The 21,646-nt window shown below is 63.8% G+C and carries 20 protein-coding genes; 6 read left to right on the top strand and 14 right to left on the bottom strand.

What is annotated here, in order from left to right:
• Nucleotides 1-11: 11 nt before the first annotated feature.
• Both tsaE and CKW35_RS16915 read right to left on the bottom strand, forming a co-directional pair.
• The gene (gene tsaE, locus CKW35_RS16920) at nucleotides 12-485 is read right to left on the bottom strand and encodes a tRNA (adenosine(37)-N6)-threonylcarbamoyltransferase complex ATPase subunit type 1 TsaE (RefSeq protein ID WP_016489449.1); all 474 of its coding nucleotides are present in this window, start codon (nucleotides 483-485) and stop codon (nucleotides 12-14) included.
• Nucleotides 473-1,333 (bottom strand): NAD(P)H-hydrate dehydratase, encoded by an 861-nt coding sequence (locus CKW35_RS16915; protein WP_024717362.1) that lies wholly within the window; start codon nucleotides 1,331-1,333, stop codon nucleotides 473-475. Before CKW35_RS16915 ends, tsaE begins: the two co-directional genes overlap by 13 nt.
• A gap of 65 nt (nucleotides 1,334-1,398) precedes the next feature.
• Between CKW35_RS16915 and queG the strand changes: the two genes are divergently transcribed.
• On the top strand, nucleotides 1,399-2,463 hold the full coding sequence (gene queG, locus CKW35_RS16910; RefSeq protein ID WP_016489451.1) for a tRNA epoxyqueuosine(34) reductase QueG: 1,065 nt from the start codon (nucleotides 1,399-1,401) through the stop codon (nucleotides 2,461-2,463).
• A 40-nt stretch (nucleotides 2,464-2,503) separates the two neighbouring features.
• Here queG and CKW35_RS16905 read toward each other — a convergent pair whose 3' ends face one another.
• Both CKW35_RS16905 and orn read right to left on the bottom strand, forming a co-directional pair.
• Nucleotides 2,504-3,115, bottom strand: coding sequence for a trimeric intracellular cation channel family protein (locus tag CKW35_RS16905; RefSeq protein ID WP_003249516.1), 612 nt, complete (start codon nucleotides 3,113-3,115; stop codon nucleotides 2,504-2,506).
• Between the two features lie 91 nt (nucleotides 3,116-3,206).
• Nucleotides 3,207-3,749: an oligoribonuclease gene (gene orn / locus CKW35_RS16900; protein ID WP_016489452.1), complete on the bottom strand. Its 543-nt coding sequence runs from the start codon at nucleotides 3,747-3,749 to the stop codon at nucleotides 3,207-3,209.
• Between the two features lie 152 nt (nucleotides 3,750-3,901).
• Between orn and rsgA the strand changes: the two genes are divergently transcribed.
• Nucleotides 3,902-4,933, top strand: coding sequence for a small ribosomal subunit biogenesis GTPase RsgA (rsgA, locus tag CKW35_RS16895; RefSeq protein ID WP_016489453.1), 1,032 nt, complete (start codon nucleotides 3,902-3,904; stop codon nucleotides 4,931-4,933).
• Nucleotides 4,934-5,107: 174 nt separating this feature from the next.
• Here the strand turns inward: rsgA and motB are convergent, their stop codons facing one another.
• On the bottom strand, nucleotides 5,108-6,142 hold the full coding sequence (gene motB / locus CKW35_RS16890) for a flagellar motor protein MotB (RefSeq protein WP_016489454.1): 1,035 nt from the start codon (nucleotides 6,140-6,142) through the stop codon (nucleotides 5,108-5,110).
• Nucleotides 6,143-6,145: 3 nt separating this feature from the next.
• Complete coding sequence (motA, locus tag CKW35_RS16885; RefSeq protein ID WP_016489455.1) at nucleotides 6,146-6,997, bottom strand: flagellar motor stator protein MotA; 852 nt, start codon at nucleotides 6,995-6,997, stop codon at nucleotides 6,146-6,148.
• A 130-nt stretch (nucleotides 6,998-7,127) separates the two neighbouring features.
• Here motA and CKW35_RS16880 point away from each other — a divergent pair, with 130 nt between their 5' ends.
• From CKW35_RS16880 to asd, 3 genes are read left to right on the top strand one after another with little or no spacing between them, the layout of a single operon-like run.
• Nucleotides 7,128-8,663: an HDOD domain-containing protein gene (locus CKW35_RS16880; protein ID WP_095116447.1), complete on the top strand. Its 1,536-nt coding sequence runs from the start codon at nucleotides 7,128-7,130 to the stop codon at nucleotides 8,661-8,663.
• Nucleotides 8,664-8,707: 44 nt separating this feature from the next.
• Nucleotides 8,708-9,517 carry a rhodanese-like domain-containing protein gene (locus tag CKW35_RS28615; protein WP_016489457.1) on the top strand — a complete coding sequence of 270 codons (810 nt, stop codon included), beginning with the start codon at nucleotides 8,708-8,710 and terminating at the stop codon, nucleotides 9,515-9,517.
• A 9-nt stretch (nucleotides 9,518-9,526) separates the two neighbouring features.
• Nucleotides 9,527-10,390, top strand: a complete 864-nt coding sequence (gene asd / locus CKW35_RS28610; RefSeq protein ID WP_024717361.1) for an archaetidylserine decarboxylase — start codon at nucleotides 9,527-9,529, stop codon at nucleotides 10,388-10,390.
• Nucleotides 10,391-10,498: 108 nt separating this feature from the next.
• Here asd and serB read toward each other — a convergent pair whose 3' ends face one another.
• Nucleotides 10,499-11,713: a phosphoserine phosphatase SerB gene (gene serB, locus CKW35_RS16870; RefSeq protein WP_060516846.1), complete on the bottom strand. Its 1,215-nt coding sequence runs from the start codon at nucleotides 11,711-11,713 to the stop codon at nucleotides 10,499-10,501.
• A gap of 134 nt (nucleotides 11,714-11,847) precedes the next feature.
• On the opposite strand from serB, the gene CKW35_RS16865 reads away from it, so the two are divergent.
• A complete protein-coding gene (locus CKW35_RS16865) occupies nucleotides 11,848-13,302 on the top strand; it encodes an AhpA/YtjB family protein (RefSeq protein ID WP_016489460.1) in 1,455 nt (484 codons plus the stop codon).
• 110 nt (nucleotides 13,303-13,412) lie between these two features.
• On the opposite strand, the gene CKW35_RS16860 is transcribed toward CKW35_RS16865, so the two are convergent.
• The 7 genes from CKW35_RS16860 to cpdA form a co-directional block, all read right to left on the bottom strand.
• Complete coding sequence (locus CKW35_RS16860) at nucleotides 13,413-14,123, bottom strand: membrane integrity-associated transporter subunit PqiC (protein WP_016489461.1); 711 nt, start codon at nucleotides 14,121-14,123, stop codon at nucleotides 13,413-13,415.
• A 171-nt stretch (nucleotides 14,124-14,294) separates the two neighbouring features.
• A complete protein-coding gene (gene parC / locus CKW35_RS16855) occupies nucleotides 14,295-16,553 on the bottom strand; it encodes a DNA topoisomerase IV subunit A (RefSeq protein WP_095116443.1) in 2,259 nt (752 codons plus the stop codon).
• Nucleotides 16,554-16,563: 10 nt separating this feature from the next.
• On the bottom strand, nucleotides 16,564-17,082 hold the full coding sequence (locus CKW35_RS16850) for a TIGR02281 family clan AA aspartic protease (RefSeq protein WP_060516852.1): 519 nt from the start codon (nucleotides 17,080-17,082) through the stop codon (nucleotides 16,564-16,566).
• A complete protein-coding gene (locus CKW35_RS16845; protein WP_095116441.1) occupies nucleotides 17,079-18,065 on the bottom strand; it encodes an esterase-like activity of phytase family protein in 987 nt (328 codons plus the stop codon). The genes CKW35_RS16850 and CKW35_RS16845 overlap by 4 nt, the downstream gene beginning before the upstream one ends.
• Nucleotides 18,062-19,966, bottom strand: coding sequence for a DNA topoisomerase IV subunit B (gene parE / locus CKW35_RS16840; RefSeq protein WP_095116439.1), 1,905 nt, complete (start codon nucleotides 19,964-19,966; stop codon nucleotides 18,062-18,064). The genes CKW35_RS16845 and parE overlap by 4 nt, the downstream gene beginning before the upstream one ends.
• 35 nt (nucleotides 19,967-20,001) lie before the next feature.
• Nucleotides 20,002-20,610 (bottom strand): YqiA/YcfP family alpha/beta fold hydrolase, encoded by a 609-nt coding sequence (locus CKW35_RS16835; RefSeq protein ID WP_016489466.1) that lies wholly within the window; start codon nucleotides 20,608-20,610, stop codon nucleotides 20,002-20,004.
• 238 nt (nucleotides 20,611-20,848) lie between these two features.
• Entirely contained in the window at nucleotides 20,849-21,646 is a 798-nt protein-coding gene (gene cpdA / locus CKW35_RS16830) for a 3',5'-cyclic-AMP phosphodiesterase (protein ID WP_095116437.1), read from the bottom strand.

Raw genomic sequence — 21,646 nt, 5'->3', positions numbered from 1 at the left:
ACCTACCCCACTTACTGTTTATAGTGTTTGGCCAGTGCCACGCACCAGGCCTCGCCGCGAGCCCCCTGCGGCGAAAGGATCAGCGAGCGTCCGCCCGCTTGGGGGGTCATGGTAATGGTCAGGTCAGGCTTTGGCAAAACGCCCGCACCCTTTTGTGGCCACTCGAACAGGCACAGCGGGTCGCCTTCGAAATAGTCACGGATTCCCATGAACTCCAGTTCCTCCGGATCGACCAGGCGATACAGGTCGAAGTGGAAGGCCCGCACCTCACCGATTTCGTAGGGTTCGACCACGGTGAAGGTCGGGCTTTTCACTGCACCCGTATGGCCCAGGCCACGGATCAGCCCTCGGGAAAGCGTAGTCTTGCCCGCACCCAGGTCGCCTTCAAGAAAGATCACGCCGCGACCGCCGGTCACCTCGGCCAGGGCTGCGCCAAACTTGACCGTGGCATCTTCATCGGCCAGAAACAGGGTTATGCCAGACACGCAGAATGCTCCTCCAGAAACTCACGAATGACCGGCGCCAGATCACTGGCCGCCAGGCCTCTACCTTGTACACCCAACCGCTCCCCCGCACAGGCATGCAACCACACACCCAGCCCAGCGGCCTGCCAGGCGTCCAGCCCTTGGGCCAGCAAGGCCGCCAGCACACCGGTCAGCACATCGCCAAAGCCGGCCCCGGCCATCGCCGGGTGGCCTCGCTCGCACAGCATCAGTTGCCCGGCGGGGTCGGCGACCAGGGTACCGGCCCCCTTGAGCACGCAGACGCTGTTGTAACGGCGCGCCAGCTTGCGCGCAGCGCCCTGGCGGTCGGCCTGCACCGCCTCGGTGGAAATGCCCAGCAGCCGCGCCGCCTCCCCCGGGTGCGGGGTGAGGATACTGCCACTGGGCAGGGCCAGGGGGGTACGCGCCAGCAAATTCAGGGCATCGGCGTCCCATACCTGCGGCTGCTCGGCGTTGGCCACTGCCGACAGCAGGCTACGCCCCCACGCCGCTTGCCCCAGCCCCGGGCCAACCACCAGTACCGAGGCGCGCTCCAGCACGCCCATCAGCTGGTTGGCCGAGCTGACACCCAGGCACATGGTTTCGGGCAGACGGGCCAGGCTCGCGCCGACATGCTCAGGGCGCGTCGCCACGCTGACCAGCCCGGCGCCACAGCGCAGGGCGGCTTCAGCGCTTAACAGCACAGCGCCGCCTGTGCCAAGGTCGCCACCGACCACCAGTACATGACCGAAGTCGCCTTTATGGGCATGCGCATGCCGTGTCGGCAGGTGCGCGACGGTCACGCTGCTGAGCAGTTGCGGGGCATGGCTGGGGTGTTTGGTCTGCGGCATGGGGTCAAAGGCTCCATTGTCTGGCAGAATTATACGCACCTGAGCCCGTATTGCCTTACCCATCCATGTCCAGCTGCACACCTGACCTCGCCCAACTGGCCCAATCGATCAAGATTTGGGGCCAGGAACTCGGTTTTGCCCATGTCGGCATCGCCGGGGTCGACCTTGGCGAACACGAACACCACCTGCAGCGCTGGCTCGATGCCGGCTACCAGGGCGAAATGGAGTACCTGGGCGCGCACGGCAGCAAGCGCTCGCACCCCGACCAACTGATTCCCGGCACGGTGCGGGTGGTCTCGCTGCGCATGGACTACCTGCCCGGCGACACACAGATGGCGCAGCGCCTGGCGCAGCCGGAAAAGGCCTACATATCGCGCTATGCGCTGGGCCGGGACTACCACAAGCTGGTGCGCAAGCGCGTACAGTTCCTGGCCGACCGCATTCAGGAGGCTATCGGCCCGTTCGGTTACCGCGCATTCGTCGATAGCGCCCCGGTGCTGGAGAAGGCCCTGGCCGAACAGGCCGGGCTGGGCTGGATCGGCAAGAACACCTTGCTGCTCAACCGCAAGGCGGGCAGTTACTTCTTTCTTGCCGAGCTGTTTGTGGACCTGCCGTTGCCGGTGGACGAAGCGACCACCAGCGAGCATTGCGGGCGCTGCCAGGCCTGCCTGGACATTTGCCCGACCCAGGCATTTGTCGGGCCTTATGTGCTGGACGCCCGGCGTTGCATCTCATACCTCACCATCGAACTGAAGGGCGCGATCCCTGTCGAGTTGCGGGCAATGATGGGCAACCGGGTGTTCGGTTGCGATGACTGCCAGATCGTCTGCCCCTGGAACCGTTTTGCCAAGCACAGCCAGGAACAGGACTTCCAGCCACGGCATGGGCTGGAGAATGCCGAGTTGGCGCAGATGTTCCTGTGGGATGAACGTACCTTCCTGCGCAAGACCGAGGGCGGGCCGTTGCGGCGGGCGGGGTATGAGCGGTTCTTGCGCAACCTGGCGGTGGGGTTGGGCAATGCGCCTTCCACCATTCCTGTGATCGAGGCCCTGAAGGCCCGCCGCGAGGATGAATCAGAACTGGTGCGCGAGCATGTGGAGTGGGCTTTGGCCCGGCACAACATCCAGTAACCACCCGCCCCACAAAGACTGCATCAGGGCTGAAAATGACCTACTGCTGGTCGTTGTAGTGGAACTTGGGCATTTCCCAGTGGAAGCGGATAGCCAGCAACCGCACCAGAAACCCGCCAAACAAGGTCAGCAGCATCGCCTGCTCTGCCGGCACCTTGAAATACACGCACCCCAGGTAGAACCAGGCCGCCGCAAACGACACGCTGGCATACAGCTCACGGCGGAACACCAGTGGAATGTCGTTGCAGAAGATATCGCGCAAGATCCCACCAAACACCCCGGTAATCACCCCGCTGATCGACGCCACCAGCATGCCCTGCCCCATCTCGAGTGCAGTCATGCAGCCAATCAAGGTAAAGGCCACCAACCCCAGGGCATCGAGCACCAGAAACAGCGAGCGCAGGCGGCGCATCATTGGCGCAATGAAGATGGTCAGCAACGCCGCAAAGCTGGTCAGCACCAGGTATTCCGGGTGCTTCACCCAGGTCAGCGGGTAATGCCCGAGCAGCACGTCGCGCACCGAGCCGCCACCCAGGGCGGTGACGCAGGCGATCAGCACCACGCCGAACCAGTCCATGCCGCGGCGCCCGGCAGACAGCGCGCCGGTCATGGCTTCGGCGGTGATAGCGATGAGGTAGAGCATCAACAACATGGCGCGGGTCCGTGCAGGAAAGGCGCGCAGTCTAACCAGTTGCCCAAGGCACCAAAAGGGGGCGCAGATACAATATCCGCGCCTTGTGGGCTCACAGTTTGATGAAGTGCTCGCGGTAGTGACGCAGTTCGGCGATCGATTCGCGGATATCGTCCAGCGCCAAATGGGTGTTGCCCTTCTTGAAGCTGTCACGCACGCCCGGCGCCCAGCGCGCGGCCAGTTCCTTCAGGGTGGAGACATCCAGGTTGCGGTAGTGGAAGTAGTTTTCCAGGTTGCGCATGTGGCGATAGAGGAAGCGGCGGTCCTGGCAGATGCTGTTGCCGCAGATCGGCGACTTGCCTTTGGGCACCCACTGCTCGAGGAAGGCGATGGTCTGCGCTTCGGCTTCTGCCATGCTGAGCTTGCTCTCGCGCACGCGCTGGGTCAGGCCCGAAGCACCGTGGGTACGGGTGTTCCATTCGTCCATGCGCGCCAGCACTTCGTCACTGTGATGGATGGCGATCACCGGCCCTTCAGCCAGGGTGTTCAGCTCGCTGTCGGTAACGATGGTGGCCATCTCGATGATGACATCACTGTCCGGATCCAGGCCGGTCATTTCCAGGTCGATCCAGATCAGGTTCTGTGGGTTTTGCATGCAGGGGCTCCTCATATAGGCCGTCATATTAGCCTAGTGGTCAAAGCAAACCCATTCACTGCATCAAAGGTAAGCGGAATGGTCCAGCGCCTGGCGTGCTAAACTGCCAGCCGTTTTCAATGCCCTACCCGGGCCTTTCTCACGGTACCTTCATGGCCAAACGCCAGCTCAATCGCCGCCAAAACTGGCGGATCGAAAAAATCCAGGGCGAGCGCGCCGCTCGCGCCGCCAAACGCGAGCAGCATGCGCTGCAGGAACTGGAGGGCGGCGACCTGGGGCCCGAGCAACTGGGCCTGGTGATCGCGCACTTCGGCGTGCAGGTAGAAGTTGAAGCCCAGGATGGCGAAACCGCAGGCCAGGTGTTCCGCTGCCATTTGCGGGCCAACCTGCCGGCGCTGGTCACCGGCGACCGTGTCGTGTGGCGTGCGGGCAACCAGGGTATTGGCGTGATCGTGGCGCAGATGCCACGCAGCACCGAGCTGTGCCGGCCGAACAACCACGGGCAACTCAAGCCGGTGGCAGCCAACGTCGACCTGATCGTGATCGTGTTCGCCCCGGCACCGGAGCCGCACCCGAACCTGATCGACCGCTACCTGGTAGCGGCCGAGCACGCCGGCCTGCGGCCGCTGCTGCTGCTGAACAAGGCCGACCTGATCAACGACGAGAACGGCCCCGGCCTGCATGCGCTGCTGGAGGTTTACCGCGAACTGGGCTACCCGCTGCTGGAAGTATCGGCACACCAGGGCGACGGCATGCAGCGCCTGCAGCAACTACTTGACGGCCACATCAGTGTGTTCGTCGGCCAGTCCGGGGTGGGCAAGTCGTCGCTGGTCAACAGCCTGCTGCCGGACGCGGGCACCCGTGTCGGCGACCTGTCGGAATGGTCTGGCCAGGGCACCCACACCACCACCACGGCACGGCTGTACCACTTCCCTAATGGCGGCGACCTGATCGACTCGCCGGGCATCCGTGAGTTTGGCCTTGGCCATGTCAGCCGCGACGACGTGGAAGATGGCTTCATCGAGTTCCGCGACCTGTTCGGCACCTGCCGCTTCCGCGACTGCAAGCATGACCGCGAACCGGGCTGCGCGCTGCTCAAGGCACTGGACGAGGGGCGCATCACGCCGCAACGCATGAACAGCTACCGCTCGATCATCGCCAGCCTGACAGAAGACAGCTACTGAAACGCTTGAAATGAAAGCTGCCGCGATCCCCTGTGGGAGCGGCTTTAGCCGCGAACACCGGCAACGCCGGTGCCATCCACCGCGCTGGATGCTTCGCGGGTAAACCCGCTCCCACACTGATCGCGCCAGCGTTCAGGTTTTGTGTAGAGCAGTCGCCCGCACAAAAAAAGCCGTTTACTGCTCCTTGGCCTCATCCATCTTCAGCGTGCCATCTTCAAAGATGTTCAGCTTCTGGCGCAGCTCACGCGGCTGCATCGGCGCTTGTTCCGCTGCCCCTGGGGCATCCGGCACGCCAGCCCCTGGCGCAGCGCCAGTGGCTGGCGGTGCAGCAGGGTCGGCGGCCGGCGCTTCGGGCGCACCCTGCTCACCCTCGATATTGCGCTGGGCCTTCTTGGTCAGCACGATGATATCGATACGGCGGTTGACCGGGTTGAACGGGTCCTTGCGGTCAAACAGCGACGACGAGGCATAACCCACCACCCGCGCCACCTGACCATCCGGGTAACCACCGGCTACCAGTGCACGGCGCGCAGCGTTGGCACGGTTGGCCGACAACTCCCAGTTGCCGAACTCGCCACTGCCGGCATACGGCTTGGCATCGGTGTGGCCGCTGATGCTGATCTTGTTCGGCACCGCCTTGATGGTGTCGGCCATGGCCAGCAGGATGTCTTCAAAGTACGGCTGCAAGCGGGCGCTACCGATGTCGAACATCGGCCGGTTCTCGGCATCCATGATCTGGATGCGCAGGCCGTCCTGGGTGATCTCGAACAGGATCTGGTCCTTGAACTTCTGCAGCTGCGGGTTCTCTTCTACCTTGTTCTGCAGCTCCTGCAGCAGCAACTCCAGGCGCTCGCGCTCGACCTGCTCGGCCATGGTCTCGACCTGGTCCTTGCTCAGCTGGGTCGTGGACTCGGGCATCGGCTCGGATTTGACTTCCGGGTTGATGGTTTTTTCCGGTGCCAGTTCAGGTGAGCCACCCAGGTCGATGACATAGGGCGTGCCGCTTTCCGAGAAGCCGATCGGGTCCTTGAAGTAGCCGGCAATGGCGATTTTCTGCTCCGGGGTGGCTGTGGACATCAACCACAGCACCAGGAAGAACGCCATCATTGCCGTAGCAAAGTCGGCAAAGGCGATTTTCCAGGCGCCGCCGTGGTGGCCGCCGCCAAAGCGTTTGACGCGCTTGACGATGATGGGCTGGTTGTTTTCCATGACTCAGCGACCGCGAACCGCTTGTTCCAGCTCGGCGAAACTTGGGCGGTGCATGGGGTACAGCACCTTGCGCCCGAACTCGACGGCCAGCGAAGGCGGCATGCCCGAGGCCGAGGCGACCAGCGAAGCCTTGATCGATTCGTAGAGGTTCAGCTCCTCCTTGGCATCGTGCTCCAGGCACTTGGCCAACGGGCCGAAGAAGCCATAGGCAGCCAGGATACCGAAGAAGGTACCGACCAGCGCCGCACCCACGTGCATGCCGATGGCCGCCTGGTCGCCCTCGCCCAGCGAGGCCATGGTCACCACGATACCCAGTACCGCCGCGACAATACCGAAACCGGGCATGCCGTCAGCGATGCCGGTCACCGCATGGGACGGGTGCTCCAGCTCTTCCTTCATGCTCAGCAGCTCCATGTCGAACAGGCCCTCGAGTTCGTGCGGGGCCATGTTGCCGGTGGACATGATGCGCAGGTAGTCGCAGACAAACGCGGTCATGCGCTCATCGGCCAGTACTGTCGGGTACTTGGCGAAGATCGGGCTGGCGGCGGCGTCCTCGATGTCGGCCTCGATGGCCATCATGCCTTCGCGACGGCTCTTGTTGAGGATCTCGTACACCAGGCCCAGTACCTCCAGGTAGTAGGCGTGGGTGAAGCGCGAGCCGAACATCTTCATCGACTTCTTGATGACGTGCATGGTCATGTGGCCAGGGTTGGCCTGCAGGAATGCACCAAAGGCGGCACCGCCGATGATCAGAACTTCGAACGGCTGGATCAGCGCCGCGATCTTGCCGTGGGAGAGCACGTAGCCGCCGAGCACGCTCGCGAATACGACGATGATGCCGATAATTTTAGCCATAGGTTCAAAGCACTTGCTGTCGTGGTCAGGGGAAGAGACGGGAGCTTTAAAACTCTTCTTCTACTTATCGGCAGAACTGCGCCAGACTATAGCCACTCAATGCGAAAAGCCAGTTCGGACTGATGTCAAAATGCCAATCGAAACCAAGGTGCCCGCTCAGGCCCCGCGTACGCTAGAGGCCTGGGTAAAGCTGCTAGAGAGTGTTCGCATCCCCGTGCCGAAGCACAGCTACGACCGGGTCATGGCTGCCATTCACGACAGCCGCCGCTCGCTGCGCGATATCGCCGAACTGATGCAAGATAGCCCGGCGCTGGTGCTTTCGGTGATGCGCGAAGCAAACCATCCCACCAACGCCAGCCAGGCCGAGCCCGCCGAAAGCCTGGAGGTGGCCCTGAATCGCCTGGGGCTGGAGCGCAGCGAGCAACTGCTCAAGCGCCTGCCCGCGCTGCCCGTCGAAGAAATACCGCCCGTACTGAGCCAGTTCCAGCTGATCAGCCAGCACGCTTCGCAGCAGGCCAGCGGCCTGTTTGCCAGCCGCCTGGCACGCCTGTGGCAGGAAATTAACTGGGGAAGCCTGCTTTTCCTGTCTCCACTGTGGCCGCTGGCACTGGCCTACCCCAAGCTGCTTGACACCTGGGAGCTTCGGGTTATCCACAAGGGCGAGGACGCCGCCCTGGTAGAGGATGAGCTGTTTGGCGTGCGCATCATGGCGCTGTGCCAGACCATGGCGGAGTACTGGCGCCTGCCGCAGTGGGTGACACAAGGTTACCGCCTGCTGCTGGAAGAACGCGATCAACTGGCCCTGGTGCTCAACATCGCCCGCGACGAAGACCTGCTCAGCCAGCAACACCGCCTGGACGCCGAGCCTGGCCTGCGCCGCTGGTTCAACCAGCCGGCCAACACCGTGCTGCTGGCCAACAACCTTGCGCTGGCGGCGCAAGTGGGCTGGGACAACCCGCACCTGCTGCGCTGGCAGCTGCTGACTGCGCTGTACCTGCAAACTTCGCTGGAAGACGTGCAGCAGCAAGTACACCAGCAGGCTGCCGCCAGCGCCCGCCGCCACGCCAGGCATGCCCTGTTCCACCCGGCTGAGGCGCTGATCTGGCCCTGGCACCAGCGCCGCCCGCACCCGGACATGCTGGCGCCGCCACCGCCCAGCAGCGACGACCTGGCGCGCTGGCGCAAGCTGTGCCAGGACTTGTTGGCACAGCCCAGCCCGTTCACCAACACCGTGCACCTGGCTACCCAGGCCCGCGAAGCCCTGCTGGCCTGCGGCATGCAACGCATCATGCTGCTGAGCCTGGACAAGGCCAGCGACAGCCTGCGCGTGCAGCAGATTGCGGGGCTACCCAACGAGGCAGGTGCCTTGGCCTTGCCGGTGTCACAAAACAAACTGCTGCAAAAGCTGATGGCCCAGGCCGGGCAACTGCGCATCACTCCGGAAAACCACAGCCAGTTCTCGGCCTTGCTGCCAGCCCCGCTGCGTGCCCTGTTCCGCAGCGAGCACGTGCTGCTGCGCTCGCTGGCGGTGAATGACCAGGTTCTTATGCTGATGGTGGCCGACCAAGGCTGCCGGCCTTTGGCCGACATCAGCGTGCAGGCCTTCGGCAAGACCGCGCAATGCACCGAGCGGGCACTGTCGGTGTTTGCCAACCGCAAGGGCTGAGCCTTGCGCTACAATCGCCCCTCTTTCCACACTGGAGACCGTGGATGACTGACTTTTCCGGCCTGCCCCTGGTGATCGAAGCGGCTGACCTGCTGCCACGCCTGGGTTCGCCACAGCTGATCCTGGTCGACCTGAGCAGTGCCAACCGCTATGTCAGCGGGCACATCCCCGGCGCACGCTTTGTCGAAGGCAAGCGTACCCAGCTTGGCCAGCCTCCTGCCCCCGGCCTGCTGCCGCCGCAGGGCGAGCTGGAAAAACTGTTCAGCGAACTCGGCCACCGCGACGACGCCGTCTATGTGGTGTACGACGATGAAGGCGGTGGCTGGGCCGGGCGCTTCATCTGGCTGCTCGACGTGATTGGCCACAAGGCGTATCACTACCTCAATGGCGGTATCCAGGCCTGGCCGGCAGACACGCTGTCCACCGAAGTGCCCGCCAGCAGCAACAGCCCGGTGCATCTGCGTATCGACAACGCGCCCACCGCCACCCGCGAGTACCTGCAAAGCCGCCTGGGCGCCGATGACCTGGTCATCTGGGACGCTCGCGGCCCGCAGGAATTCAACGGCGAGAAGGTACTGGCAGCCAAGGGCGGTCACATCCCCGGCGCTATCAACTTCGAGTGGACAGCCGGCATGGACCTCAACGACAACCTGCGCATTCGCCAGGACATCAAACAAGTCCTCGCGCAACTGGGCATCACTCCTGACAAGGAAGTGATCACCCACTGCCAGACCCACCGCCGCTCCGGCTTCACTTATCTGGTGGCCAAGGCCCTGGGCTACCCACGCGTCAAGGCCTACGCCGGCTCGTGGAGCGAATGGGGCAACCACCCGGACACGCCTGTAGAAGTTTAAGGAACCTGCATGAAATCCCGTTTGTTCATCATCAGCCAGTACCTGCTGCCGCACCACCTGCTGTCGCGGCTGGCCGGCTGCATTGCCGAGTGCCGCGTGCGCTGGTTCAAGAATGCCTTTACCGCCTGGTTCGCCAAACGCTATCAGGTCAACATGTCTGAAGCCCTGGTCGAGGACTTGAGCGCTTATGAGCACTTCAATGCGTTCTTCACCCGCGCCCTGAAGCCGGGCGCCCGCCCGCTGGACGAAACCCCAGGCGCCATCCTGTGCCCGGCCGACGGTGCCGTCAGCCAGCTCGGCCCGATCGAGCACGGTCGCATCTTCCAGGCCAAGGGCCACGGTTTCAGCGCGCAAGAGCTGCTGGGCGGCGACCCGGCCATGGCAGCGCCGTTCATGGGCGGCGAGTTTGCCACGATCTACCTCTCGCCCAAGGACTACCACCGCGTGCACATGCCGCTGGCCGGCACCCTGCGCGAAATGGTCTATGTGCCGGGTCGTCTGTTCTCGGTCAACCAGACCACCGCAGAGAACGTTCCCGAGCTGTTTGCCCGCAACGAACGCGTGGTCTGCCTGTTCGACACCGAGCGCGGGCCGATGGCCGTGGTGCTGGTGGGTGCGATGATCGTCGCCTCGATCGAAACCGTGTGGGCTGGATTGGTGACGCCGCCCAAGCGTGAGCTGAAGACCTTCCGTTACGACGAAGCCAGCCGTGCGCCGATCCACCTAGAGAAAGGTGCCGAGCTGGGCCGCTTCAAGCTGGGCTCGACCGCCATTGTGCTGTTCGGGCCGGAGCAGGTGAAGTGGGCCGAGAACCTGGGCGCTGGTTCTGCAGTGCGCATGGGGCAGCTGTTGGCGGCGCCTGCACAGGCTTGACCGTGGTTTTTGCTTCGAGGTGATCGGCGCGGGTTCTTCAGCGCCTGTGAGATCGAGCGCCGCGCGGGCGGCGCTCGATCTCACAGGCGCTGAAGATTAAACGGCAAACTAACCGCGCGCGTCGCGGTCGCGCAGGCCCAGCAGGTACAGCACGCCATCCAGCCCCAGGGTGGAAATCGCCTGCTTGGCAGACTGGCGCACCAGCGGCTTGGCGCGGAACGCTACGCCCAGGCCGGCCAGCGACAGCATCGGCAGGTCATTAGCGCCATCTCCCACGGCAATGGTCTGCTCCAGCTGCAAGCCTTCTTCGTGGGCCAGCTTTTGCAGCAGCTCGGCCTTGCGCTGGGCATCGACGATCGGCTCGACAGCTACGCCGGTCACTTTACCGTCGACCACTTCCAGCTCGTTGGCAAACACATAGTCGATGCCCAGGCGCGCCTGCACCTGGCGAGCGAAGTAGGTAAAGCCACCGGACAGGATCGCGGTCTTGTAACCCAGGCGCTTGAGCTCGGCGAACAGGTTTTCGGCACCCTCGGTCAGGCGCAGCGAGGCACCGATTTCGTCCAGCACACCCACATCCAGGCCCTTGAGCAGCGCCATGCGCTCCTTGAAGCTGGCGCGGAAGTCCAGCTCACCGCGCATGGCCCGCTCAGTGATGGCCGCCACCTGCTCACCCACGCCGGCCGCCTTGGCCAGTTCGTCGATGACTTCGGCTTCGATCAGCGTCGAGTCCATGTCGAACACCGCCAGGCGGCGGTTACGGCGGAACAGGTCGTCCTTCTGGAAGGCGATATCGACGCTCAGCGCTTCGGCCAGGGCAAAGAAGTCGGCACGCAGGGCCTGGGCATCGCTCGGTGCGCCACGCACGGAGATCTCGATGGCCGCCTTGCCTTTTTCGGTTTCGGCATCCAGCGCCACGCGCGCAGACAAACGCTCGATGCGCTCGATGGTGAGCCCGTACTGGCTGATCACCGCACTCACCCGCTGCAGTTGCTCGGGGGTGATCTTGCGGCTGAGCAGGGTGACGATGTGGCGCGCTTCACCTTGGCCGTCAGCCCAGTGCTGGTAGTCAGCCTCGGAAATAGGCGTGTAGCGGGCCTGCAGGTTCAGTTCGTGGGCCTTGGCCTGTACGCTTTGCAGCAGGGCGGTAGCCACTTCGTTGTCGGGGATGTCGACCAGGATACCGAACGACAAAGTGCCGTGCATGACTGCCAGGCCTATGTCGAGGATGCTCACACCGCCCTGCAGCAGGACGCCGGTGATTGCCGCAGTGAGACCGGGACGGTCCTCACCGGTGATGTTGATCAGGACGATTTCGCGCACAACCTGGCTCCGACTTCGATGAAAAATGCGCATTCTACCGATTTTCCGTGACCATCGGGCGCCAACGATACTTTGCCGACAAAACCGGGGTCGCTATACTGCCCCACACTTTCTGCCATTAAGAGCCGAGCTCAGTGAACCGGCCCACGCCCGTCAAACCAGACAATTTCTTCCTGATGATCTATCGTGCCCTGAGTCAACGCCGCGTGCCGCTGGCATTGCGCATCGCCTGCACCAACATCTTCCTGGTCGCGCTGGCGTTGGTGATCTATGCCTGCGTGATGGGCCTGCAGTTCAAGCAGGCCATGCACGAGCAGGCCGATGCCCTTGGCCAGAGCCTGACCACCCAGACCGCCACCTCGGCGACCGAGCTGCTGGTGTCCAACGACATCCTCAGTCTCAATGTGCTGCTGGGCAACCTGGTGAAAAACCCGCTGGTGGCCCACGCGGCTATCTATAGCGTGGACAACCGTATCCTCGCCGAAGCCGGCCAGCGCCCGCGCAATAGCCTGCTGGGCGAGGCGGAGGGCCTGTACCAGACCAAGATCACCTTCCAGGACGTGACAGCCGGGCAACTGCGCATCAGCCTGGACATGAGCCAGTTCCAGCAACCGATGCTGATCAGCCTGCAGAGCATGGGGATCATGGCGGCCATCCTGTTGGCCCTGGCCCTCAGCCTGAGCCTGCGACAGGGCCGTTTCATCACCCTGCCGCTGCTGCAGTTGCGGGTGTGGCTGCGTGACCCGCAACCCTATACCCCGGCCACAGACCGCCAGGACGAGATCGGCGACATCGCGCGCCAGCTGCATGCGCGCCTGGCCCCGCCGCCACCGCCGGAGCCAGAGCTTGAGGAGGAGGACGACGAGCATTTCGACGACTTCCACGACACAGCACCGGCCTCCACGGCTGCGTCGCGTCCCAGGGTTGCCGCATTGGCTGAGGAAGATGACGACGCCTTTGCCGGCCTGCTGGACGACGACAGTGCGCCCAAAGCCGCCCCGGTCGAGTCTGACGAGCCGCAGTACAGCGCCGTACTTGCCGTGCAACTGGGCTCGCAGGAACAACTGCGCCGTTTGCCCCGCACACGCCTGACCGAGCTGACCGAACGCTACCGCGATTGCCTGGAGCATGCAGCCTCGCTCTATGACGGTGAAACCCACACGCTCAACGACGGCAGCACCTTGGTGCTGTTCCACAGCCGCGACTGTGGCGAGGACTACCTGACCAACGCCATCTGCTGCGGTGAGCTGTTGCGCGCCTTGGGTCATGCCCTGCAGATCGAAGTGGCTGACAGCGGCATCACCCTTCAGCTGCAGCTGGGCCTGGTCCTGGGCAACGACCTGCAAGGGCTGGAGCTGGTGGACCTGCTGATGACCGAAAAGGCCCAGGATGCCCTGGCGCTGTCACAGCACAGCCGCAACCTGTTGCTGGTGGAGCGGCAGATCAGCGATGACGCGCTGATTCGCCAGCGCGCCCGCATTCGCCCGATTGCCAGCCCAGAAGGCGCCTGCTGTGTGGAGCGCTTGATGGAGCCTTACCCGTCGATGCTGGAGCGCCAGCTGGCCCGCATGCACGAACGCCGCGCCTGACAGTTTCCCCTGTGGGAGCGGGCACGCCCGCTCCCACAAAGTCCGCATCTATCCTTTAGATACAAAAAAGCCCGCAACCTATGCGGGCTTTTTTGTGGATGGCTGTTGAATCAGAACCGATAAACTTCCATGTCGGTGCGAATCGGCGAGGCCATCGGAATCTTGGACTTCTCCGGTCCCTTCTTCACCTGCACCGGTGCAGCGGGCTTTTTCGGGGCTTCTTCGGCAATCGCCGGCTGGTTGGCCAGCGGCTTGACTGCGGTGCTCAGCTGTTCAGCCAGCTTCTGCAGCAGTTGGCCCTGAGCCTGTACCTGCGACGACTCGCTACCCTCATGCTGCTGCTCGAGGTGAACGATACGGTTGTCACGCACATGGCCCCGGCGGTCCAGCAGACGCCACTGGGCATCCAGGATGGCCGGCTGGTTTTTGCCCGAGTCCAGGCGCGTGATCGACAACAGTACCTGCACGTCCGGGCTGAAGCCAGCGGTCGCCGGCGCCAGCACAACGCGCTGGCTGTCCAGGCGCCAGGCCAGTTGACGCACCAGCAACTGGTCGATATCCGACGAAAGGCTACCCGCCCAACGGCCGTCAGTCGCCGCGCTCAGGCTGCCATCGGCTTGACGCTGCAGGAACGTCTCACGCTGCAGGTAATCGGCTACCGATACCGGGCCGAGCACCACGGCCATGCCTGCACTCTGCGAAGGCTGGCCAGGATCACCACTGTCGAGCTGGTACAAGGCAACCGGCTGATGCATGGTGCACCCGCCAAGGCCCAGCAGGCCAGTCATCAACAGCGCAAATGGAAGGCGCAGAAGTTTCATCATCCCATCCAGGCGGTCGCCTATAGGCCACCGCAGTGATACATATAGATTCAAACGGGCACACGACTACGTCGGCACCGCAAGGGCCATATCATCCGCGAAATAACCGTCCGACTCCAGCATTTCTGCCCGGAACGGCGCTGAAATTGCCGTTCCAGACATTTCTGCACGTTACGCCGGCACTTCCACCTGCAACCCATCGACGCGCTGGAAGCCGCGTGGCAGCTTGCTGCCTCGCCGTCCGCGCTCGCCCTTGTAATGCTCCAGGTCGTCCGCTTTCAGAGAAAGGGTACGCTTGCCGGCTTGCAATACAAGGGTCGCACCTTCGGCAATAACGGCCAGATCGGTGACATATTCTTCACGACTGGCCACCCGGTCGCCCGGCACGCCAATGATCTTGTTGCCCTTGCCCTTGCCCAGCTGCGGCAAGTCGCTGACCTTGAACACCAGCAAGCGACCTTCGGTGGTCACGGCTGCCAGCCAGTCCTGCTCGCGATTGGCCACCGGGCGCGGGGTCATGACCTTGGCACCGTTGGGCAAGCTGAGTAAACCCTTGCCGGCCTTGTTCTTGGCCTGCAAGTCTTCACCCTTGACCACAAAGCCGTAGCCCGCATCCGAGGCCACCACGTACAGCGCGTCGTCGTCCGGCAACAGCACGCACTCGAAGGTGGCCCCTGGCGGTGGCGTCAGGCGGCCGGTCAGCGGCTCGCCCTGACCACGTGCCGACGGCAAGCTGTGAGCAGCCACAGAGTAGCTGCGGCCCGTAGAGTCGATGAGCACGGCAAACTGGTTGGAACGCCCGGCCGCAGCGGCCTTGAAGCCATCGCCGGCCTTGTACGACAAGCCGGTGGCGTCGATGTCGTGGCCTTTGGCGCAACGCACCCAGCCCTTCTCCGACAGCACCACGGTGACCGGCTCGGTCGGCATCAGTTCGTTTTCCGAAAGGGCCTTGGCTTCGACGCGCTCGACGATGGGCGAACGGCGCGCGTCGCCGTAGGTTTCGGCATCCTTGATCAGTTCGCTGCGCACCAGCTTGCGCAGCTTGGCCTCGCTGCCCAGCAGCGCCTGCAGCTTGGCCTGTTCCTTGAGCAGTTCGTCCTGCTCGCCGCGGATTTTCATCTCTTCCAGGCGCGCCAGCTGACGCAGGCGGGTCTCGAGGATGTACTCAGCCTGGATTTCGCTCAGCTCGAAACGGGCAATCAGCGCCTGCTTGGGGTGCTCCTCGGTACGAATGATGTGAATCACTTCATCCAGGTTGAGGAATGCGGTGAGCAAACCGTCCAACAGGTGCAGGCGCCTTTCCACCTTGTCCAGGCGATGCTGCAGCCGCCGGCGAACAGTGTTGGTGCGGAACTCCAGCCATTCCACCAATATTGCACGCAGGTTCTTCAACTGCGGGCGGCCGTCCAGGCCAATGATATTGACGTTGACCCGGTAGCTGCTCTCCAGGTCGGTGGTGGCGAACAGGTGCTGCATCAGTTCGTCGGCATCCACACGGTTGGAGCGCGGGATGATGACGATGCGGCACGGGTTCTCGTGGTCGGATTCGTCACGCAGGTCCGCCACCATCGGCAGTTTCTTGGCCTGCATCTGTGCGGCGATCTGCTCCAGCACCTTGGCCCCGGAGACCTGGTGTGGCAGTGCAGTCACAACGATATCGCCATCCTCGACGCGGTAAACGGCACGCATGCGGATCGAGCCGCGGCCGCTTTCGTACATCTTGAGGATTTCTGCCCGCGGCGTGATGATTTCCGCCTCGGTGGGGTAGTCCGGCCCCTGAATGTGCTCGCACAGCTGCTCGATGGTGGCCCTGGGCTCGTCGAGCAGGCGCACGCAGGCGCTGGCCACCTCACGCAGGTTGTGCGGCGGCACGTCGGTGGCCATGCCCACGGCGATACCGGTGGTACCGTTGAGCAGGATGTTGGGCAGGCGCGCCGGCAGCACGGCCGGCTCCTGCAGGGTGCCGTCAAAGTTCGGTACCCAATCCACGGTGCCTTGGCCAACTTCGCTGAGCAGCACTTCGGCGTAGCGTGACAACCGCGCCTCGGTATAACGCATGGCGGCGAACGACTTCGGATCGTCCGGCGCCCCCCAGTTTCCCTGGCCGTCGACCAGGGTGTAGCGGTAGCTGAACGGTTGCGCCATCAGCACCATGGCCTCGTAGCAGGCCGAGTCGCCGTGGGGGTGGAACTTGCCGAGCACGTCACCGACGGTGCGCGCCGACTTCTTGTGCTTGGCATCGGCATCGAGCCCCAACTCGCTCATGGCATAGACGATGCGTCGCTGCACCGGCTTCAGGCCATCGCCGATGTGCGGCAAGGCGCGGTCCATGATCACGTACATGGAATAGTTGAGGTAGGCCTGTTCGGTGAAGTCAGCCAGCGAGCGGCGTTCGACACCGTCCAGGCTGAGTTCCAGTGAGTCGCTCATGCGGGCCTCGTCATTTCAGGTTCTGGCGTAGCAGCATGGTGCCGCCGCGCTGGGTAAATTCAAGTTGTTTCAGGGCACTCATGCCCAGCAGTACGGTTTGCCCGTCCAGCCCCGGCACCACGATGGCGCGCACATCCTGCAGGCGGATATCGCCCAGTTGCAGGCTGACCAGGCGTGTGCGGTAGCCTTCGGTGCGGCCATTGGCGGTGCTGAGCAACACCGGGCTGCCGCGCTCAAGGTTCAGGTCACGGGCCAGCGCCTCGGGGATCGCCACATCGGTGGCACCGGTGTCGAGCATGAAATGCACCGCCTGGCCGTTGATCGCGCCATCCACCATGAAGTGGCCCTGGCCGTTGCCCAGCAGGCGCACTTCGACAAAGCCTTCGCCGTGCTCGGACTGCACCTGGGCATTAGGGTTGCGCTGGCTGTCTTCCCACTGGCCGAAAAAGCGCGTGGCGAGGAACAGTGCCGCCGCCCAGGCGACGATCATCAGTACCCTGCCCGCCCGCTTGCCCGGCGCCTGGCTCATGGTTTGGCGCTCCAGCCACCTTCCGGTGCAGCGAAGCGCCAGACAATCGGGCGCGTCTCGCCATCGGCCCGGGCGCCGTTGTTGTTGTCCAGGCCGATCCATGCGCCCTTGGCATCAATCACAAGGGCTTCGGCCAGGCCGAATGGTTGCGGGTATCGGCGCGCCTCGGCCAGGGCGTCGGCCGCAAACGACCAGCAGCGCTCGACCTGACCGCTGTCGGTATCACGCCGGCAGACCCGGTAAGCATTGCGTTCGAGGGTGAAGAGCTTGCCCTCGAACCAGGCCAGGTCGGCAAAATCGCGCGACAGCGCCCTGGTATTGGGCATTTGTGCAGGCTGCATCTCGACTCCGGCCTCGCTCAGCAGCACACAGCTGCGTCCGCAGGTCCACACCGATTGCTGGCGCTCGATGGCCACCAGGCCACGGCGCTCGCGTTCGGCGGCCAGCCACAGGCGGTCGCCCGCCGGGTTGATCGCCAGGCCTTCGAACAAGGCATTGAAGTTCAGCAGCATGCCGCTGGCGCGGGCCTGGCGCACCATGGCCGGGTCGATCTTCAACCAGTCCGGCTCGCCTTGTACCGGTAACTGCAATACGGCGGCATGGGCTTCACTGGCCAGGTACAGGTTACCCGCCTGGTCACAGGTGATACCTTCGAAATCCAGCTCGCCCCCGCGAATGTACGAGGCCGCCCAATTACGCGATTTCAGGCCCCATGGCAGGCCGCTTTCCGGAGGCGATGGCGGGGTAAAGGTTAGCGGTTGCGCGCGCCACGTCGGGTTCTGCTGGTCGAAGCGGTAGATGCGGTCGTCGTCGCGGTCGGACACGCCCCACAGCCCGCCCCGGCATTGCGCCAGGCCGGACAAGTTGCCACCGCGCATGCCGTCAATCGGGTGCTCGGCAGTGAGCTTCAGCTCGGGCCAGTTACCCGCCAGGGCAGGCAGGGCAACCAACGCAACGCAAACGGCAAGAACGTGCCGAATCAAACCATGACCTCGGCCAGGTTGCCTTTGGTTTCCAGCCAGCTCTTGCGGTCACCTGCGCGCTTCTTGGCCAGCAGCTTGTCCATCAGCTCGCAGGTGGCCTCGACGTCATCCAGGGTCAGCTGCACCAGGCGCCGGGTGTTCGGGTCCATGGTGGTTTCACGCAGTTGCGGCGGGTTCATCTCACCCAGGCCCTTGAAGCGGGTAACCTGCGGTTTACCGCGCTTCTTCTCGGCCACCAGGCGGTCGAGGATGCCGTCACGCTCGGCTTCGTCGAGGGCGTAGTAGATTTCCTTGCCCAGGTCGATGCGATACAGCGGTGGCATGGCCACGTACACATGCCCCGCCTCCACCAGCGCACGGAAGTGCTGGACGAACAGCGCACACAGCAGCGTGGCGATGTGCAGGCCGTCAGAGTCGGCGTCGGCGAGGATGCAGACTTTGCCGTAACGCAGTTGCGCCAGGTCTGTGGCACCCGGGTCAACACCGATGGCCACGGCGATGTTGTGCACTTCCTGGCTGGCCAGAACTTCGCCACCGTCCACTTCCCAGGTGTTGAGGATCTTGCCGCGCAGCGGCAGGATCGCCTGGTATTCCTTGTCCCGTGCCTGCTTGGCCGAGCCACCCGCCGAGTCACCCTCGACCAGGAACAGTTCGGCACGCATCGGGTCCTGGCCGGCGCAATCGGCCAGCTTGCCCGGCAAAGCCGGGCCCTGGGTGATGCGCTTGCGCTCGACCTTCTTGCTGGCCTTCAGGCGGCGCCCGGCGTTGCTGATGGCCAGTTCTGCCAGTTGCATGCCCAGCTCGGGGTGGGCGTTGAGCCACAGGCTGAAGGCGTCCTTGACCACGCCGGAGACAAAGGCAGCCGCCTCGCGCGACGACAGGCGCTCTTTGGTCTGCCCGGAGAACTGCGGCTCCTGCATTTTCATCGAGAGCACGAAAGAGATGCGCTCCCACACGTCCTCCGGCGCCAGCTTCACCCCACGCGGCAGCAGATTGCGGAACTCGCAGAACTCGCGCATGGCATCCAGCAGGCCCTGACGCAGGCCGTTGACATGGGTGCCGCCCTGCGCAGTGGGGATCAGGTTGACGTAGCTTTCCTGGACGCTGCCGCCGCCTTCTGGCAACCACAGCAACGCCCAGTCTGCGGCTTCCTTGTTGCCCGCCAGGCTGCCGCAAAACGGCTCGTCAGGCAGGCGCTGGAACTCGCTGACCGCATCGACCAGGTAAGAACGCAGGCCGTCTTCATAGTGCCACTCGACCTTCTCGCCGCTGGCTTTGTCTTCAAAGCTTACCAGCAGCCCCGGGCACAGCACGGCCTTGGCCTTGAGCACATGCTTGAGGCGGCTGATGGAGAACTTGGGTGAGTCGAAGTACTTCGGGTCTGGACTGAAGTAGACGCTGGTACCGGTGTTGCGCTTGCCGACCGAGCCGACCACTTCCAGCTCGCTGGCCTTGAAGCCATCGGCGAAGGTCATCTGGTATTCGTTGCCGTCGCGCTTGACGCGCACACGTACCTGGGTCGACAGGGCGTTGACCACCGAGATACCCACACCGTGCAACCCCCCGGAGAACTGGTAGTTCTTGTTGGAGAACTTGCCGCCGGCATGCAGCTTGGTAAGGATCAGCTCGACACCGGACACGCCCTCTTCCGGGTGGATGTCCACCGGCATGCCGCGGCCATCGTCGCTGACCTCCAGCGAATGGTCGGCATGCAGGATGACCTGCACAGAACGGGCGTGGCCAGCCAGGGCTTCGTCAACACTGTTGTCGATGACTTCCTGGGCCAGGTGGTTGGGGCGGCTGGTATCGGTGTACATGCCCGGCCGCTTGCGGACCGGGTCAAGGCCCGAGAGGACTTCGATGGCGTCTGCGTTATAGGCGCTAGCGCTGGGATTGGCCATAGGGTCTCGTCGTCAGTCTGGTGAATGCAAAAAGGTCAAAATACAGAAAAATCGAGCGCCGCGTAGTGCCCGCGAGCAATGCCGGCAAACGCCAGCAGAGCCGGCAGGCGCTCGGCAAAGCCCTGGAAGCTGTGATCGCCACCGGCCTGGATACGCAGGGCGCATGCACGGTAATAACGCTCGGCATGGCGATAGTCCAGGGTTTCATCGGCGGTCTGCAGCCACACTTGATAGCGGCCGGCATCCACCGGGGCCGGCACTTCCAGCTCGGCCAGGGCCTGTACGTGATCGTGGGTCAGCTCCCAGGTTTCACCGCTGTAGTGATTGCGCTGAGTGCCCAGGTACCCGTCGAAATGCTTGTGCGGCGTTACCGCAGGGTTGACCAGCAGGGCCTTGAGGCCATGGCGCTCGGCCAGATGGGTGGCATAGTAGCCGCCGAGCGAACTGCCCACCAGCAGTGGCGCACCCAGTTCGGCGATGGCCGCTTCAAGCTGGGCGATGGCCTGCCGCGGGTGGTGATGCAAGGCGGGCACACGTAGCTGGGCCGACAGGCCCAGTTGCTGCATCACGGCGTCGAGCTGGCGCGCCTTGGTCGACAGCGGCGAGCTGTTGAAGCCATGGATATAGAGGATGGAACCCGACATGCTGCCCCCGAAATCTGTGGCTTCGCGCCTGATGATGTGGGCGCAGGGACGCGCAGTGTAGCGCGTTCGCCGGGTTTTGGCGCCGCACCGTGGTTTTAGCAACAAATTCTTCAACAGACTTGAAAGTACCGGGGGCGCTCTGCGCCCATTCGCGGCACAAGGCCGCTCCCACAGGGATTCCCGGTCTCCTGTGGGAGCGGCCTTGTGCCGCGAATGGGCGCAGAGCGCCCCAAGATCCTCAATACCCCGGGCTATCGAAGTCGAGTTTCACCGCAAAGTCCGTGGCCCGCTCCACTCCGGTTTCCAACCGCCCGTCGGTGTGCAGGCGCAACCAGCGGTACCCGGGCTGCTCCTCGCTCACCTTGAAGTCTTCGCTGCGCGCCGCGAACTGAATACAGGTTGAAGGCGTGGCCAGCAGGCGCCGCCCGTCACGCACCTCATCCCATTCCTGATGCACATGCCCCCACAGCAACGCCCGCACCTGTGGATAAGCCTCGACGATATCGAACAGGGCCTGGGCATTGCGCAAGCCGATCGGCGCGATCCAGGCGCAGCCGATGTCAACCGGCTGATGGTGGAAGCACACCAGGCAATGCCGCTCGCCCGCCTCGTTCAAGGCGGCCTCCAGCACCGCCAGCTGGTCGCTCTCCAGCAGACCGTGTGTCGCCCCCTGCACCGCAGTGTTGAGCATGACAATACGCCAGGCCCCAACATCAGTTACCGCTTGCACCAGCTCCGGGGCCACTTCAGCCATTATCCGGGCCTCGTCGTGGTTACCCGGCAACCAGCGGGTGGGCACGGCTAACGGCGCCGTCAGCTCCCGGAACGCCTCATAAGAGGCAACGCTAGCGTCCTGGGACAGATCACCTGTACACAACAGCAGGTCGACAAGCGGTTGCTCGCGCCGCACCTGGGCCACCACATGGCGCAGGCTGTCACGGGTATTGAGCCCCAGCATGCTGCCGGCCGGATCGGCGAAAAGATGGGCGTCGGTCAGTTGCAGCACATGTACAGGGCGCGTCTGGTCTGGATGCAT

This window comes from Pseudomonas sp. Irchel 3F3, assembly GCF_900187545.1.
Taxonomy (GTDB): Bacteria; Pseudomonadota; Gammaproteobacteria; order Pseudomonadales; family Pseudomonadaceae; genus Aquipseudomonas; species Aquipseudomonas fortuita.
Note: the sequence above shows the minus strand (reverse complement) of the source record. Positions and strands in the feature narration are given on the sequence as shown.

Coding starts and splice junctions, on each gene's coding strand:
- rsgA (WP_016489453.1), top strand. CDS start 3,902: ATGGCCAAACGCCAGCTCAATCGCCGCCAAAACTGGCGGATCGAAAAA.
- CKW35_RS16835 (WP_016489466.1), bottom strand. CDS start 20,610: ATGTCGGGTTCCATCCTCTATATCCATGGCTTCAACAGCTCGCCGCTG.
- motB (WP_016489454.1), bottom strand. CDS start 6,142: ATGGAAAACAACCAGCCCATCATCGTCAAGCGCGTCAAACGCTTTGGC.
- CKW35_RS16915 (WP_024717362.1), bottom strand. CDS start 1,333: ATGCCGCAGACCAAACACCCCAGCCATGCCCCGCAACTGCTCAGCAGC.
- queG (WP_016489451.1), top strand. CDS start 1,399: ATGTCCAGCTGCACACCTGACCTCGCCCAACTGGCCCAATCGATCAAG.
- motA (WP_016489455.1), bottom strand. CDS start 6,997: ATGGCTAAAATTATCGGCATCATCGTCGTATTCGCGAGCGTGCTCGGC.
- cpdA (WP_095116437.1), bottom strand. CDS start 21,646: ATGCATCCAGACCAGACGCGCCCTGTACATGTGCTGCAACTGACCGAC.
- asd (WP_024717361.1), top strand. CDS start 9,527: ATGAAATCCCGTTTGTTCATCATCAGCCAGTACCTGCTGCCGCACCAC.
- parC (WP_095116443.1), bottom strand. CDS start 16,553: ATGAGCGACTCACTGGAACTCAGCCTGGACGGTGTCGAACGCCGCTCG.
- CKW35_RS16905 (WP_003249516.1), bottom strand. CDS start 3,115: ATGTTGTTGATGCTCTACCTCATCGCTATCACCGCCGAAGCCATGACC.
- CKW35_RS16860 (WP_016489461.1), bottom strand. CDS start 14,123: ATGAAACTTCTGCGCCTTCCATTTGCGCTGTTGATGACTGGCCTGCTG.
- parE (WP_095116439.1), bottom strand. CDS start 19,966: ATGGCCAATCCCAGCGCTAGCGCCTATAACGCAGACGCCATCGAAGTC.
- CKW35_RS16880 (WP_095116447.1), top strand. CDS start 7,128: ATGCCAATCGAAACCAAGGTGCCCGCTCAGGCCCCGCGTACGCTAGAG.
- orn (WP_016489452.1), bottom strand. CDS start 3,749: ATGCAAAACCCACAGAACCTGATCTGGATCGACCTGGAAATGACCGGC.
- CKW35_RS16850 (WP_060516852.1), bottom strand. CDS start 17,082: ATGAGCCAGGCGCCGGGCAAGCGGGCGGGCAGGGTACTGATGATCGTC.
- CKW35_RS28615 (WP_016489457.1), top strand. CDS start 8,708: ATGACTGACTTTTCCGGCCTGCCCCTGGTGATCGAAGCGGCTGACCTG.